This is a genomic window from Pseudomonas sp. T8, assembly GCF_024610635.1.
Lineage (GTDB): Bacteria > Pseudomonadota > Gammaproteobacteria > Pseudomonadales > Pseudomonadaceae > Aquipseudomonas > Aquipseudomonas chlororaphis_I.
This window is the reverse complement of record NZ_CP102374.1, coordinates 6579082-6595118: the sequence shown is the minus strand read 5'-3', so window position 1 is coordinate 6595118 and position 16037 is coordinate 6579082. Positions and strand designations below refer to the sequence as shown.

Genomic DNA, 16037 nt, shown 5'->3' with positions numbered 1-16037 from the left:
AAATGTATGCGTGGACACTTCTCATTAGTTAACTGGCCTCCTGCTAAAGCCCAAAGTAAGCTTCACCTCAACGATAGCTGAATGCCACATACGAATTAGGGATGATCGAATGCTAGATTCTCGTCGCTCCATGCCCGCGGTGCTGGATCGTCACATTGAGACGGAAGATCAGGATGCTTTCGGTCACCGGCACTATGCCCAAGCGCTGCGCTGCCTGATCGAAGATGAGGGCCATCGCCCCCCCTTCAGCATTGGACTACTCGGGGGGTGGGGGACAGGCAAAAGTTCGATCAAAGAGCTCTACGCGCGAGCGTTGGCGGACGACACCTCGACGGCGGGCGGGCGACATCCACGCAGCCAACGCTTCAAGAGCATAACGTTCAACGCTTGGCGCTTCGGAGGGAAAGAGCAGGACATCAAGCGCGCGTTGCTTCGTCATGTTTTCCTAGAGCTGGGTGGTGACGAAGGTAAGCTTCATGACGACCTCTATCGGAATGTGACGCATACCGAGTCAGTCAGTAAACCTATAGGCGAGCTGACCAAGCAGCATCTGACTAGCTGGGCTGCTCCAGTACCAGCATTCCTGATTGCCTTCATCATCTATCTCCTGATTATCGGTGCAGGTCTTGCGTTGCTGCCGCTTCACAATTGGATCGTCCAATCGCTCTTCCTTACAGCGGTCACCAGCATCTATGCTTACCTCATCAAAGTCATGAAGCCCCCGGCAGTCAGCCCGTTCAACACCGTTACCCGGGTGCATCTCCCCAGCGTTAGCGCGGAGCAGTACGAAGAGCTACTACTTCAGCAACTGCGCAAATTCAAGCCCGCAAAAACCAATGCGGTACCCTATGAACGCCTCGTCATTTTCGTAGACGACCTCGATCGCCTCTCTGCGGAAGAGATGGTCTTAGGTCTGGACGCCGTACGAACGTTCATGGAGATCCCAACCGACAAGCTTCCTGAAAACCTGGGGCTTGTGTTCGTCATCTCCTGCGATGAAGGCAAAGTCGCCGATGCCCTCTCCCGCCGGCGCGGCAATCCCGAGCAACCAGGCTCCATCTTTAACCCGACAGACGCCAGACGCTACCTCGACCGAATCTTTCAGTTCCGGCTGGAGATCCCACCGCCGCCGCGAAACGACATGCGCCAGTTCGCGCTATCAAAGCTGAAGGATTTCCCGGAGCTCGTGAAGGAAATCTCGGACAAAGGTGCATCGGTTGAACAGGTGGTAGATCGAATGATCCACACCAATGTCACCGATCCGCGCAATGCGCTACAGATCGTCAACGCGTTTACACAGACCTGGTGGCTAGCCAAGGCACGCGAGCTCGACGCCATTGGAAGTGAGCGCCCGGGTGGACTTCATGAAGGTGCTGTAACCAAGCACCCGATTGCCCTCGGCGCACTGAGCGCTGCCCGAGTAAGTTTCCCAGGCTTCTACCGAGACCTCCAAGATGATCCTCAATTGCTGCATCGCCTGACCAGCCTGATGGTCAGACAAACGTCGCTTAAGGACGAACCACTGGAGTCCCATCATGTCCTCAAGCGGTATGTTGTAGATGACACGGGGAAAACGATCCTGGTGGAAGGATGCCGTGACCTGCGCCAATTTTTGGCAAGCCTGGTCGGCATTCATTGGCCAGATTCCCTGCAAAGCCTACTTCTGCTATCGGAAGATTTCGCGACTCGCCAATACGGCGGTCATGCATCACGAATCTATGGCTACTTGGTATCTGGTGATACCCAAGGGTTCTTAGAGGCCCTTTCCCCTCGCGCCAACGAATTCCTGAGCGATCAGGAGATGGAACTGCTGCACGGTATGCTCAGCGAGCTCCATCGCACCGAAGAAGCGCTAAAATTCAATGCCATGCGCGTAGTTGCTGATGTGATTGATCGCCTGCCTCCGCGCACCCGCAATTTGATACTTGGCATCTTGTGCAACGACATCATCACGTCTGGAGAACTCAGGTCGCTCCTGGGTATTGAGAAGATCGCTCGAATCACCGCCGTCGCCAACCCCGTCGACCAACAACACATCGCCTCTGCCCTCATTGAAGAAATGCTCACCAGCGGGAAGAAGAGCACCATGCGCCTGCCCAGTGGCCAGGCTCCCAACATGGATGAAGCCATTGTCATGGCCAAGGGCGCGGCAGAAATCGCCTTGTCCGTGTTTGATGCCCAAGGGTTACCGCCTCAACCGAAAGAGCTACTCATGGCATGGCTGTGCGAACGCAATGTTTCTGCTGACGCAGGGTCTTACACGCTCCGTTTCATTGAGCTGCAGCAATGGATAGACCGCTACGAGACCTCGCTATTGCCGGAAATTGGAGCGAACTATGTCCAGCAGCTCACAACCGCGTTCCACTATTTTGAAGAGAAGGCTAACGATGACTTTGAGCCGCTAGAATCTCTCGACGTACAATTGACTGCGACTCGCATAAACACTGTATGGGAACGCTTGGCTGGCGAAGGAGAAGAAAGCCGTGAGCGGCTGTGGGAACAGGTAACCCGACTCTCCACCATCAACGCTCCAGACTTGATTGAGTGCGTGATCAACGCGTTGGAACGGTACGTTCCCCACGCGCATGATGAGCTGCTACTGGACTGCCTAACTAGATTCAGTCGTCGCGTGGTCGACGTCAAAGAAGCGCCGCTCGACTACAAGCGCGCGTTTCGCCTGCTGGTCGACCTGGGCGCTGCACGGCTCCCGCAGTTCAACGATGCTCACTACGAAGAATATGCCAGCTTTGCCATCTCGTTGAGCCGTATTGAAGGCTGCGAACAGGATGCATCCGAGGTGTTCCGCACCTTTGTGGTTCACAACACGCAAGCCCTCAGCCAAGTGGCTGAGAGCTGGATCGATGAACCGATCTCGCATGTCCCGAGCGTGTGCCGCAATCAATTGTTTGCAGCGTATGGAAGCCTGCCTGAGGGAGACCAGGAGTCGTTGGCCGCATACCTGACGGATTTGACTGATATTGCAGAACTCGACGCCGAGGATGAGGCCCTATACACCGATGTGGCGACACACATTCCTTCCGAGTATTGGGAGGATGGTTACCTGCAACCTCATCTGGACAAGCTACTGCCAAAGTTGCCCGCCAAGGTCAGCAACTGGCATAGCTACCTTCCTCACGTTCTGCCTGGGCTTTCTCAGGTGTTTACACATGCGACCCCTGCTGTACTCGGCCCGGCCCTGCAAATGCTGGTCAGTAACGCCAAAGCATACGAAGACGCCTTCGACCCACTGCACAGTTATTTCATAGGCCGATGGCCAACCGTGGGGCAGTTACCCATCGGATATGCACCTCAAACTCTGTTTTCGGAAGCTCAACAGACAGCTATCTCATCTCCTGGGGTCGTTGGCCGATACACACTGGCGTCCCTGAGCAGCATGCTGGCGGATGAAGTGGTTTCTGACACGCTGTCTTCAAATCTTGTTGAGACGGCCTGCGTGGTTTGGCAGCAAAGACCTGTTGAAGCTGTTGACTTCCTAAGTTCTGGCAAAGAGGAACTATCGATCGCCCAAATCGCGGGATTGGCTGACGCTATTGATTACAACAACACCGAGGAAGTCGGCCTACTGGAGCGCGCTTGGAAGGCAATGACTCCGAACCTGTCCATCTCGGAAGACCTAGAGACCACGAAGGCCGTGCTGGTCAAGGGCAAGCTTGGTTCCACCACCGATCCTGATCTAGCCCTCGCGCTGTGGTGCCGCGCACTGGGAGTGGAAGCACACAGCAACCTGAAAAAACTGATGCTCGCTGCAGATACCAATGACGGGCAACGCAAGCGACTGTTTCATCAAATAATTCGTGATGAAGGACACCACAGTGAGAAAGAGTCGAAGGAAATACCTGCTTTGGCCCTGCAACTACTCAGAATGGATGAAAGTCCGTTCACATGGGCGGCTGTCAACAACCTGCGCGCAGATGTAAACAAGCGCTTCCTCACGCAAGAAGACCGACTGGCTTACGCTAGATTGCTCCTCAGTGAGCTGGCGAATGGGGCCTCTGATACCGCGAAGGGATACATGGCGGGATGGGCCAAAACCCTGGGAACCGAAGCCGTGCTCAAAGACCTCAAGCCCGATGGATTGGTTGAGGGTGATGTCAGTATTATCAACAACATATTCGGAAACAGCCGTGCAATGAGCGGACTGTGGAAACGTTGGAAAAATCGGAAATAGGTCTCTGCTTCATCTGCAACACTCCTTCTGCTTACACAGAATTTAGTTGTGTTGCATCGACCGGTTGAATCCACAGCTAAAAGCAGTCTTCCATACAATAAAACGCCACTCATCACCCACGATAAGTGGCGTTTTTTTGGTTCACTCAAAAGAGCCTCAAATCAAAACCAACTCATAGCCCTTCCCCACCCTCCAACCCCAAACAAACATCATCAATCACCGCCTTCCCCATCTCCGCCAGAAAGTGCGAAGCCCAGGCATAGCGTTCACCTTGCTCTTCCATCGCAGCGTCCAGGGCGAGTTTTTTGGCGTAGTACAGCAGGGTCGAGGCTTGTTCCAGGGCTTGCTGCAAGGGCACGTCGGCGTTGACGCGGAACAGGGTTTGTTCGGGGGCGGCGCATTGGCCGAAGGTGACGAAGCCCAGGGTTTTGATGGGGGGTTGCGTGCTCATAGGTCACCTCCTGCGACTGCCAGACAGCAAGTGCTTTTGAGTAGAGGCAGGAGAGACGAAAAGCAGCAATATCTAGACGGATTACGGGCGTACATGGTTGAAGCTCCCATATTGTGCGCCTGCATCTAATCGGGTTCTCAGGCCCGGTCGCTGCTTTTGCAGGGACAGGGCAGACTAGTTTTTTGGGCGGTGGCGAACAACCTTAAAACCGTCGCTGTTTATGTCCATCTCTCAAGCAGCAGGTCCCCACTTACGCCACCCGAAACGTCAGCAATCTGTACCCACCGAACGATCACTACGCCCTCCCCTGGGGCAAACAAAAAACACCACCCTCTACCTGACTAACTCTCAGCGTCTCCTTTCGGACAGCTGGCGATCAGGCTGGCCCCACAGGCGGTTTTCATTCCATTCAGCGCCACGGGAACACCGCCAACATCCAGCAGTGCACTGCCCTCGGAAATAGGAAACACGCCTTTGCATAAAGGGCATGTGACCTTGTGCCCGACGCCGGCCATGGGTTTGCCGTTCAAATCAGTTTGGTTGAACGCTTCAATCACAGTGCCGCCGTGACTGGTGGAGTCGCCGAGGCGGATGATGTCCATATCTGTTCCTTTTTCGTTGTACTCACGAACACTTCTCCTTCTTTGGGCGTTGTGCCTCCCGAAGGATAAGTATTCAGGAATCCCCTGCATTACCATCAGGCGAAGACACCGGGCGCAGGCGCACGGAGTCAATGATGGTGTCCCACAACGCCAGAGCTTCCTTGTCTGACTTGAAAGGCGGCGCTGGCAGTTTGCCGCTGCTGTCGGGGCTACGTTCGAGTACACCGAGCGCGGCTGAGATGTTTGGCTCGGTGATCGAGCCATCCTTGCCCTGAGCCTCCCAGGCGAAGGTATAGAGGCGTTGCCCCTTGTCGGTACTGGCCACCAGGTATTCATCGGCAGGAACCGCGCCGCCACGCTCTCTTTTGCGCAGGGTCTCGATCCCTAACACCATCCTGGTGGCGCCTGCCAGGAAACCACTTGCCCGATCCAACAGGCGATCTTCTTCGGCTCCGGTGCTGGAGGTGAATTCGAAGTGGGCGCCGGGATACTCGGGAAAAGTCACGCCAATATCGAACCGCTCACCTTGAAAACTGTTACCCGCGATATAGGCTCGGTCAATACAAAAGCCGGATTCAGAGGGAATTTCGTTGGGTTCGCGAGAGCGTAAGCTGTGGGCCAAAGAAGTGGCACTTTCAACTCCCTGCGCTTCACGACTTTTCGATACGCCTCCCATCCAACGGTAAACACGCCATGTCGGTTTGGAAATAGCGTAAGTGTCCAACAGATACATCTCTGTGCTGGCATTGGATTTCCAAGAAAGCAGCCCTGTCGAGCTCCCCCCAAGGTCTAGCCGGCGAAGAAACATACTGCCTTGTGCCCTTCTGTGCAGTTGGCTCTTCAGTTCCTGCTCAGTCTGATCAACTCTGGCAGCCAGAGTGATCGGTGATTCGTCGAGCGCTTCGATGTTATCGCCCCAAAGGTAGTACCCCGCTCTAACTTCCGCTTGGGGCGGTAAATCAATTAGAAATCTGCCAAAGCAATGGGTGATCCATCCAGTCTTGTCCATGGCAGGGCTCCGAGAAGAAGGAAGTAATGAGCAACTGGTTATCCCGATTAGGGTGACGATGCCAAGAACAATGATGAGTTGATGCACGCGCATCATGAGTCCTCTAACTGCAGGGGATCTTCGGCAGCCGATGGCAAGTCTTGGGGAAACCAGCCATTACTCCCGAGGATCTGATCGTCTCGAATGATGTACATGCCTGTTCCTTTTCCGTTGCGCTACCAGGCACTTCTCCCTCGACAGGCTTTATGCCCATCGAAGGATAAATGTCGGGTGTGAAGAGCGATGCCCCAGAGAGGCAAGTGCCCTCTGTCACAACAGGTCCTGATGTCTACATGGCTTTTACAGCTCATCCATCCAGTTGTTGTTCGGCTTCAGGTCCGCCAGGAACTCCTCCAAGGCGTAGTCCGTTTGCACGAGTGGCGGCTTGGGAGCAGATCCCTCAACAGATTTACCTTCCGGTGGTATTTGGGGGGCGGGTTCATCACTGTTGGCGGTCTGCGACATCAGCTTCACGCCAAAATGATGGTTGCCGACCGGTTTCTTGCCCGGTGTCGGTGAGGTCACACTGATGATCGTCGCCTGATCCTGACGGCGCATCGGCATGACCACGCTGGTATCGGCATTCAGGTAGCTGGCCATGGTGGCCAGGGCGATACCTACGAAGGGTGAGGCAGAGCCGGTGTCTCCCAAGCGCTGGGTGAGGTCGTAGCTCTCCCGCGAGTCGAGCAGGTCCAAAGAGCTGTGGGCAACGCTGAGCGCTGGCGAAAGTTCGGCCAGTGGCACGCTGTTCAAACCACCGTCGTAGAACAGTCGGGAAGGTTTGGGAGTGAGCGTGTCGGTAGCTTTTTTCCAGCCACTGGCCAGTTGCGTGGTCAAAGCCTCGCGCTTCAACCGTTCGCCGGTGTCCGGGCGTTGCAGCGATACAGTGACCGGGCGGTGGATTTTGGCCAGCACTGGTAAAGCATCCCATTGCTCGAAGGCGCGTTGGGTCCAGGGCTGGGGAATGAACTCCGATGGCTGGAATTCCACGGCGGGTTTGCGCCAGCCCCAACCAGTGAACTCGGGATCGATGGGATTCTTGTTGGTCTTGGTGAACTGGGCGTAGTAGCGCAGCCATTCAACGCGCTCCGGGCGACCGACGACCAAGGCAACCATTGAGTCAGTTAATTTACCGGGTTGACGTGGACCACTGCCAGCACCAAGTGTTTTCAATGGAACATCCTTACTCGATAGAGCCCCTAACATGTTGATGCCTTCGACGTTGTACACCAGCACAGCAGGAAGGTCGGGGTTACGTTCAAATAGTTGGAACAGGTTCTCTATCAAACCTTCAGGAGTGTCATTGCAAACAATACCGTCCTGCACATTGCGAATGCGGTGCCAGTGTAACCCCGCCTCCGTACGGTAACTGTTCACCATACTGGTAAGCATTTTCTGAGTTCGTTCAGGTGTAAAGCGTAGGTTTTGTGTAGCGGGGTTCCAACCACGGACCACCGTGATGGTGGGAATCGGCCATTTCTCCGGAAAGTCTCTTAACCCTAGCTCCAGGGCATCCGACTTACGCTTTTCCCAAGCCATGTCCTTATCATCACCAGTGATCGGATACTTCTTCGGATCCATGGGCAGGATACTGCCAACGTGCAGGGCTTCTGGCTGTCTCGCGCTCTGCTCTTGCAAAGTCTGCCAGGCCTGCCCCTGACGAAATACATCCAGGCTCATGCCGACGCTGAGGACGTCCAGAGTTTCCAGGCGAGGAGAGGTAGTTGGGGCGCGGTAACGAGTATCAGCGGACATAGTGGTAGCCTCCTTGGCCGAGGTATAGGCAGTCACGGGCGTGGCCGGGTTGGCAAAGCAGCGGGTAGCAGTCAGTTGGGATTGGGCTGCCTGAACCAGATGACTGGTCAGCAGCAAGCCGGTAATAGATAAATACGGGAGCATGCGGCGCATCAGACTTTCCCCCCGAAACTGATGGATTTACCCAGTTTTTTTCCACCCCAAGTCTGAGTGGCAACTAAGGAGGGCATCTCGGCCTTAACTACAATATCCGGCAATGTGCCACTCTGGCGGTACGTCACTGTGGAGTCGATCAGATTGCGATTCTTACCCTCTTCTTGAAGATAGAGTTTTTCGACTGCATCGCCTGGAAGGTCTGCGTCCAAATTGTCACTCTCACTGTTTAGCCCTCCATCGGTCCTATCCCAATCCAACCGCCAATCCGCCACACGACAGAGATACGCATAGAACGTCATATCGTCGACGCTCTCCCCCGCCCCGATGGCCACGTCATAAGCCAATATCTGCCGACTGTGCTCCGGGTTGTTCGGGATGCCCGAGTGAAAGGACTGGGCTTCTTGATACTCCTCGCTTTGCAGGCGCAACCGGGCTTCGTAAGGCGTCTCTCCGCGGGTGATCAGTACCTGACCATTGCCCAACGACCGTGCGGAAAAAACATGAGCGCGCTGAGCGGGCTCATTGATGTCGTCACGAGCCTGCTGCACGCTGGCAGTATCACGGCCACGTTTAAAAGCTACTTGTTCATCTAGCGTCTCCTGACGGGCGTACTTCGGATCCTTGGGACGCCAGGCAGACTTGATACGGAGGGACTTGTCATTACTCAGACCAATAGCCGCATCGATGGGGTCCAGCTTGTCCATGATCTGATAAACACCACTGCTTGAGTCTTCCCCTGGCGCGCTCATGGTTCCGTCGGCCGAGAAATCAGCCTTTGCCGGCACAGGCAATAGAGGAGCAGTCAACATCACACTGGTGCCCGGCTTGAAACTGGCACGCCCACTCCGGTCCAATCCTCCTAAACCGGTGTCTTCCCAGGTTTTTTCCCCTTCAAGCAGCAGAGAGTAAGAATAGGGAGGCACATGCTTGCCGATTTCTTCCTTCTGCCCATTGCGCTTGCGCAAGGTAAAGATGCGCTGGTAGAAGCGCTGCGGCAACACGGTACGTGCAGGCTGCCCATCAACGACATCCCCGATACCCTGCCAACCAATTCCCTGTACGTTGCCAAGACCCACAGTCTGATCTTGAGGCGTGAAGTAAAGGTAGGTGCATCCTCGGTTATCTCGTTCGTCAAATGAAACGGACTCTCCACGGATATTGGCTTGAGATGCTGTGCTGCCGGTCCATCCAGGCCCGCCAATAGCGCCGTAACCCTGGCAGTTTTTCAGCGCAACACTCGACAGTGCTGGAACCGGGTTCGGGGTACCCGCAATGAACTGAAGGATGCCGTTGAGGGTGGCGATACGGGCAGCTGTTGTTTGCTGCTCCAGCCATTTCTGGGTCTTTTCGTTGAAGGGTTGGAACAGGCTATAGGGCGAGTTGAGCATGATCACACCATCGGCCGGTTTTATCGTTTCATCCTTGAGAAATGCATGGGCCAGTAGGGTGAGCATCGTGCCCTGGCTATGTCCGACTATGTTGATGGTGTCATTCGGATAACGCTTGCGGATGATCTTGATCAACATGGCCAAGCGCATGGAAGCCAGCACCATGTAACGACGGCCTGCGGCCGAAAACAGCGGGTGGGTTAGGTTGCCACCAATAAAATTGAGGGGAAGGATACCGAACGGATAACCGTTAAAACCCTCGCCCCACATGTCGGGTAAATTGGTGGTGGCGTTAGCGAACTGCCCCCCCTCCTTGGTGCCGGTCTTATCCAGGCGGTTATTGTTGCGGTCCAGCCACTCACCGTGGGGCTCGGTCTTGTTAATGTATTTTTCTTCCTCGCGAAAGCCCCAATAGAATGGGATGACCACACTGCGGATGGCCCCACCATCGCTGGAAGCACTGAACTTTCGCCGGTAGTACACCGCGTCGGGGTTAGTCGCTTTACCATCATCGTCAGACGGCAGGCTGTATCCAGCCGATATCAGGTAACCCGGATTAGTGGCGCCGTTGGGCAGGGTCTGCGGCATATCCAGGCGTTCGTTCAGCCCCTGGCATAGACCACGCTCGATACGCTCATAGCAACCGGCAAGATCGTTGACCCCATGCACAACGATGGTCACGCAAGGTTTTGGCGGAGTTGCAATCAGATGCACGTCACCACCGCCAGGCAGGGTGATGGCCTTACCTGAACTGATTGTTCTCATCCGAACCGCATCATTCATTGCTGCTCTCCTTGCTTCTGCCTGGTAATCCTTCTGACCAGGCAGCTGTCTGAATTTGGGGGCCGCTACAAATCCGCTGTGCCCACCCGCTCTGGATCTTTATGCCCCAGCTTTTGAAAGCAACATGCGCACACTGGCGATGTTCATCGCATCTTTCTGCAATAACTGGGTAGCTCCCGTTGCATCGGTAGTGCCTTCGACAACCTCACCATTGGCCATGGTGATTTTGTAGGGCACATTGGGCATCGCCGATTGGCCATCGATCTGCTTGAGCATGAAACGTCGTTGGGTATCCCCCACCTTGAACTTCGGCAGCTCGGTATCGAGACTCGCGCCCCCCAGCATGCTGTGTTTGGCAGCTTTGACGGTAAAGTTGCCCGGCATGCCCAGCTCGATATTGCCGCCCTTGAGAGTGACGTAAGCGCCACCACACATCAGGGTGATGTGTTCCTTGGCAGAGACCAATACATGCTGGTTGCTTGCACTGACCTCCACACTCTGGTCCGCCTCCAGGCGGATGTTGTTCTTCTGCGCCTGCAATAGCATCAGCCCCTGATGGGTGATGTGGCGCATCTCGCCACTTTGCGCAAACAAACCGAGGTCAGTGCCAGCGTTGACCACGAACTTCTGTCCCGAGGTCAGTTGCTGGTTCTGCTGGGCCACGCTGTCGATATGCTCGCCAGCCGCCAACGTGACGCTGTTAGGAGACGCCACAGCAATACCAGCCTGACCGCTCAGGGCGATGGCAGGTTTACCACCATTGGTTTTGCCTGACTCGTCGTTGGCGCCATGCCCCAGATCGCGAACCGCTTCACTGAGGGTTTTCTGAGGATCGGTGTCGTGATCGATGCCCTGATTATCGGCGGCATAGTCACCCAGGCCCTTGGCCAGTTGCAGAGCTGCCTCCAGCACTTGAATGACCGTTCCACGGTCAAGGTGACCACCGCCGGCATTCAACTGCTCTTCAGTGCTGAGCAACAGCCCCTTGGCCGCTCGCAACGCACCATGCTCGTCGGTACGCAACTCGAAGCCTTCACCCCGTGGCGCACCACCGTCGGGGCGTGGGTGGGTCAGATACCCCAGGTGCAGCGCGGTACTGCCGTGATCGCTCATCAGCGCGGCACTGATCTCTTTGGTGGTGTCGTCGATGCGCAGTTCGTTGGCGCGGCTGCCTTTGTATTCCTTGCTCTTGATGGTGCTGAGGATCTTGTGATTCGGCAGTTGGTACGGTGGCATGTTGCTCGCACGGTAAGTGCGGCCCGTGATGATCGGTTGGTCACAGTCGCCATCGAGGTAGTCGACTATGACTTCCTGGCCAATTCGCGGGATCGCCATATGGCCCCAGTCAGCACCGGCCCAGTTCTGTGATACCCGGATCCAGCAGGAGCTGAACTCGTTGTCCTTGCCTTCCCGGTCCCAGGGGAACTGAACCTTTACCCGGCCAAACTCGTCGGTGTGGATCTCCTCGCCTTCCGGACCCACCACGCTGGCGATCTGCGGCCCATCGATACGGGGCCTGGGCAGAGGTACCGGGCGCCACTCCATCTGTTCGGGAATGATCTCGGCGGTGAAGTCGTAGCTCACACCCATTTCAGCGTCGGCGGACTCTTCTTGCTGGCTGGCGTGCTGCACGCCTCTGTGGGTGATTCGGACCGATCGCCACCAGCGGTTGAAGTCTTCCCGGGGGTGGCCCGTCAGCTGGAAGGAAAGGCCTGGAATCAGGCGCGGATCGTCACCTTCGACCATGGCGACCTGGGCATCTCGACGGTGACCTCGCAGGCGGTTTTCAGTGAAGGGTTTACCTGCTGCGCTGGCCTTGTAGCGTCCTGGATAGTCGTAGCGTTCATAGTGCGGAGCCTGGTGTTCCAGGTCCTCACCGACCAGGCGCTGTTGCTGGTTGAACGCGGGACGCTTGAAGGTGTAGTCACGCTGGGTCTGTTCGGCCGTGCGGACGTTTTCCGTGTAACTGAACGCATACAACACCGGCCGTTCAGCGTCTCCAGCCGGCTGCGTGCTGTACAGCACCGGCTCACCCTGGATGCGTTCCTGAACGTAGAGCTTGTCGCTCTGGATCAGCCTGTGAGAAGTCGCGTCGGATTTGAAGTAGTAGAACAAGCCTTCTTCCGTGGAAAGCCGGTCGAACCAGTAAAGGTCGGTGTCCCCCGCCTGGGTACAGTATTCGCGAAGCAGGTGCTCGGTATGGGTGTTCTGCTGATAGTCCAGGATGCCGTGCTCGGCCAACACCGACTTGAGTATTTCGGGCACGCTTTTCTGCTGGAAGATGCGCCAATTGGAACTCAGGCCAAGCCGGGCAAGCTGCGGCTCGACCACCGCGCGGTAGCGGGTACGCCGAAAGCCGGTTTTGCCCTGGGTGAAGCTGGAGACCAAACCGTGGACATGGCGGACAGCCGTGGAGCCTTGCCAGATAGTCAGCAACGCCGGCTGATCGAGGACCTGGGCAAAATCGATGGAGGGGTGGTCACTGGCCAGTTCGAGCGTCAGCCGATAAGGCTCGCTAATGGCTTCTTCCAGGGTGAACGCTACGACCTCGAACTCCATCCGGCCGGACAGCACGGAGAAGGTGAATCTCAAATCCCTTTGACGCATATGACTCATCCTTGGTCAATGTATTGAGGCGTCAGGTATGAAGATGGCGTCCAATGCCGAGCGCCAACTGCGCTTTGTACTACCTGGACGGATACCTGGGCCTGGTCTGACTACGGCTGAACAATCCAGCCCGGTTCGTATGCCCAGGTAACTCGTCAGGGCAGTAGCCTATTTGCAAAAGTGCGCGAGGATCAACTCTGCGCTCGCACCACCTGCATGTTCTCGAAGCCTGGTTTGCTGACGTGTGGATATCCAATGAGGCGTCCAGATCAGGCTTGCCACCATACCCAAAGAGACGAAAGGATAGGGATAGGAATTATCCAAAACTGCGGCAAGAAAAGCCTGATCCGGATCACATCGAATGCACTTGAGTGGTCAGGTTGTCGACGCCTATAAGAAGCGGATATCCCCTGTACTGTCCAAAATGCCCAGGCAATCGCCACCCCGCGAACAGAAAAACGCCTCCACACTGGGAGGCGTTAAGAACGTTCAAAACAAGGGTTATAACGCGGCTCCCTGGTCTGTGGCCCCCAACCTGAATCGTCAGGTCGAGAGCCCTATTTCCAGCCCCAAAAGACGCCCTCCCCCTCACCTCAAATCAAACCGATCCAAATTCATCACCTTGACCCAAGCCGCGACAAAGTCCTTCACAAACTGCTCCTGCGCATCCGCGCTGGCATAGACCTCGGCCAATGCCCGCAGTTGGGCGTTGGAGCCGAAGACCAGGTCGACGCGGGTGCCGGTCCATTTGACCTGGCCGGTCTTGCGGTCGCGGGCTTCGAACTCTTGCTGGGCGTCGGACAGCGGTTTCCATTCCACACCCATGTCCAGCAGGTTGACGAAGAAGTCGTTGGTCAGCGCACCCGGGCGCAGGGTGAAGACGCCGTGGGGGGTGTGGCCGACGTTGATGTCGAGCACGCGCAGGCCGCCGATCAGCACGGTCATTTCCGGTGCGGTGAGAGTCAGCAGTTGCGCCTTGTCCACCAGCAGGGCCTCGGCGGGCACGCGGTAGTGGCCCTTGAGGTAGTTACGGAAGCCATCGGCGATGGGTTCGAGGTGGGCGAAGGACTGGACGTCCGTCTGTTCCTGACTCGCGTCCGTGCGGCCCGGGGTGAACGGCACAGTGATATTGAGCCCGGCGTTTTTCGCCGCCAGTTCGATGCCGGCGCTGCCGGCCAGCACGATCAGGTCGGCCAGGGAGATTTTCTTGCCGCCGGCTTGCGCGCCGTTGAAGTCGCGCTGAATGTCTTCCAGGGTTTGCAGCACCGTCGCCAGTTGCGTTGGCTGGTTGGCTGGCCAGTCCTTCTGCGGGGCCAGGCGCAGGCGTCCGCCATTGGCGCCGCCGCGTTTGTCGGAGCCACGGAAACTGGAGGCCGCCGCCCAGGCGGTCGATACCAGTTGGGACACCGACAGGCCCGAGGCCAGCAGCTTGCTCTTGAGGGTGGCGACATCGCCGTGGTTGACCAGGGGGTGGTCGACTGCCGGGACCGGGTCTTGCCACAGCAGTTCTTCGTTGGGCATTTCCGGGCCCAGGTAACGCGAGAGCGGGCCCATGTCGCGGTGGATCAGCTTGTACCAGGCGCGGGCGAAGGCATCGGCCAACTGGTCCGGGTTGGCCAGGAAGCGCCGCGAGATCTTTTCGTAGACCGGGTCGAAGCGCAGCGACAGGTCGGTGGTCAGCATGGTCGGGCTGCGCCGCTTGGACGGGTCATGGGCATCCGGGATGATGCCGGCGCCGGCGCCGTTTTTCGGCGTCCACTGGTGCGCTCCCGCCGGGCTCTTGGTCAGTTCCCACTCGAAGCCGAACAGGTTTTCCAGGTAGTTGTTGCTCCAGCGGGTGGGCGTGGTGGTCCAGGTCACTTCCAGGCCGCTGGTGATGGCGTCCGCGCCCTTGCCGGTGCCGAAGGTGCTTTTCCAGCCCAGGCCCTGCAGCTCCAGGCCAGCGGCTTCGGGCTCAGGGCCGACATTGCTGGCGGGCCCGGCGCCGTGGGTCTTGCCGAAGGCGTGGCCGCCGGCAATCAGGGCCACGGTTTCTTCATCGTTCATCGCCATGCGGGCGAAGGTTTCGCGGATGTCCACCGCCGCCGCGACCGGGTCCGGGTTGCCTTCGGGGCCTTCAGGGTTCACATAGATCAGGCCCATCTGCACCGCGGCCAGCGGGTTCTCCAGGTTGCGCCCCGGCTCGGCGGCGGGGGCTCCCGGCCCCTTGCCATAGCGGGTGTCGCCCCCCAGCCAAGTGCTTTCGGCGCCCCAGTAGACATCTTCATCCGGCTCCCAGGCGTCCGGGCGACCACCGGAAAAACCGAAGGTCTTGAAGCCCATGGATTCCAGCGCGACGTTACCGGTGAGCACGATCAGGTCGGCCCAGGAGATGTTGCGGCCGTACTTCTGTTTGATCGGCCATAGCAGGCGCCGCGCCTTGTCCAGGCTGACGTTGTCCGGCCAGCTGTTGAGCGGCGCAAAACGCTGCTGGCCGGAACCGGCGCCGCCGCGCCCGTCACCGGTGCGGTAGGTACCGGCGCTGTGCCAGGCCATGCGGATGAACAACGGCCCATAGTGGCCGAAGTCGGCGGGCCACCAGTCCTGGGAGTCGGTCATCAGCGCGTGCAGGTCTTGTTTCAGGGCCTGGAAGTCCAGGTTTTTGAAAGCTTCGGCGTAGTTGAAGTCCTCGCCCATGGGGTCGGACAGGGACGAGTGCTGGTGCAGGATCTTCAGGTTCAGTTGGTTCGGCCACCAGTCGCGGTTGGTTACACCACCGCCGGCGGCGTGGTTGAACGGGCATTTCGATTCGTTTGCCATGAGGAGCTACCTTTGGTCGTATTCATCCAGCTATCCGGCCCGGGCGGGCGCTGAATAGCGACAGGCGAAAGCAATGACATAGGTTGCAGGGCTCACAGTTCGCTTAACTGATGGTTGTGGCCACAGGCCGCTGAAGAGTGGCAAGCAAGTTGCCAGGACGGTGGCCCACGGTAAGCCCAGTACGCTTCTGACTCGTTCTTCGTTATCTCTTGATCAGGTCTCATCCGGCCGGCTGACGCCGACGCTGAATTAAGGCTAG

General features: G+C 57.3%; 8 protein-coding genes. 1 reads left to right on the top strand and 7 read right to left on the bottom strand.

The annotated features are described in order from the left end of the window. The first annotated feature begins 109 nt into the window (after positions 1–109). The gene (locus NRG23_RS29935) at positions 110–4189 is read left to right on the top strand and encodes a KAP family NTPase (protein WP_257373164.1); all 4080 of its coding nucleotides are present in this window, start codon (positions 110–112) and stop codon (positions 4187–4189) included. A gap of 172 nt (positions 4190–4361) precedes the next feature. Here NRG23_RS29935 and NRG23_RS29930 read toward each other — a convergent pair whose 3' ends face one another. The 7 genes from NRG23_RS29930 to katG all read right to left on the bottom strand — a co-directional run bounded on the left by NRG23_RS29930 (position 4362) and on the right by katG (position 15778). Next, positions 4362–4640, bottom strand: a complete 279-nt coding sequence (locus tag NRG23_RS29930; protein ID WP_053269542.1) for a DUF3077 domain-containing protein — start codon at positions 4638–4640, stop codon at positions 4362–4364. 341 nt (positions 4641–4981) lie between these two features. Continuing rightward, a complete protein-coding gene (locus NRG23_RS29925; protein ID WP_257373163.1) occupies positions 4982–5242 on the bottom strand; it encodes a PAAR domain-containing protein in 261 nt (86 codons plus the stop codon). Positions 5243–5315: 73 nt separating this feature from the next. Next, positions 5316–6251, bottom strand: coding sequence for a T6SS immunity protein Tli4 family protein (locus NRG23_RS29920; protein ID WP_257373162.1), 936 nt, complete (start codon positions 6249–6251; stop codon positions 5316–5318). A gap of 339 nt (positions 6252–6590) precedes the next feature. Further along, positions 6591–8198 carry a DUF2875 family protein gene (locus tag NRG23_RS29915; RefSeq protein ID WP_009049944.1) on the bottom strand — a complete coding sequence of 536 codons (1608 nt, stop codon included), beginning with the start codon at positions 8196–8198 and terminating at the stop codon, positions 6591–6593. Then, a complete protein-coding gene (locus NRG23_RS29910) occupies positions 8198–10372 on the bottom strand; it encodes a DUF3274 domain-containing protein (RefSeq protein ID WP_257373161.1) in 2175 nt (724 codons plus the stop codon). The genes NRG23_RS29915 and NRG23_RS29910 overlap by 1 nt, the downstream gene beginning before the upstream one ends. 99 nt (positions 10373–10471) lie before the next feature. After that, entirely contained in the window at positions 10472–12979 is a 2508-nt protein-coding gene (locus NRG23_RS29905) for a type VI secretion system Vgr family protein (protein WP_257373160.1), read from the bottom strand. A 588-nt stretch (positions 12980–13567) separates the two neighbouring features. Further along, complete coding sequence (gene katG / locus NRG23_RS29900; RefSeq protein WP_257373159.1) at positions 13568–15778, bottom strand: catalase/peroxidase HPI; 2211 nt, start codon at positions 15776–15778, stop codon at positions 13568–13570. Between the last annotated feature and the right edge of the window lie 259 nt (positions 15779–16037).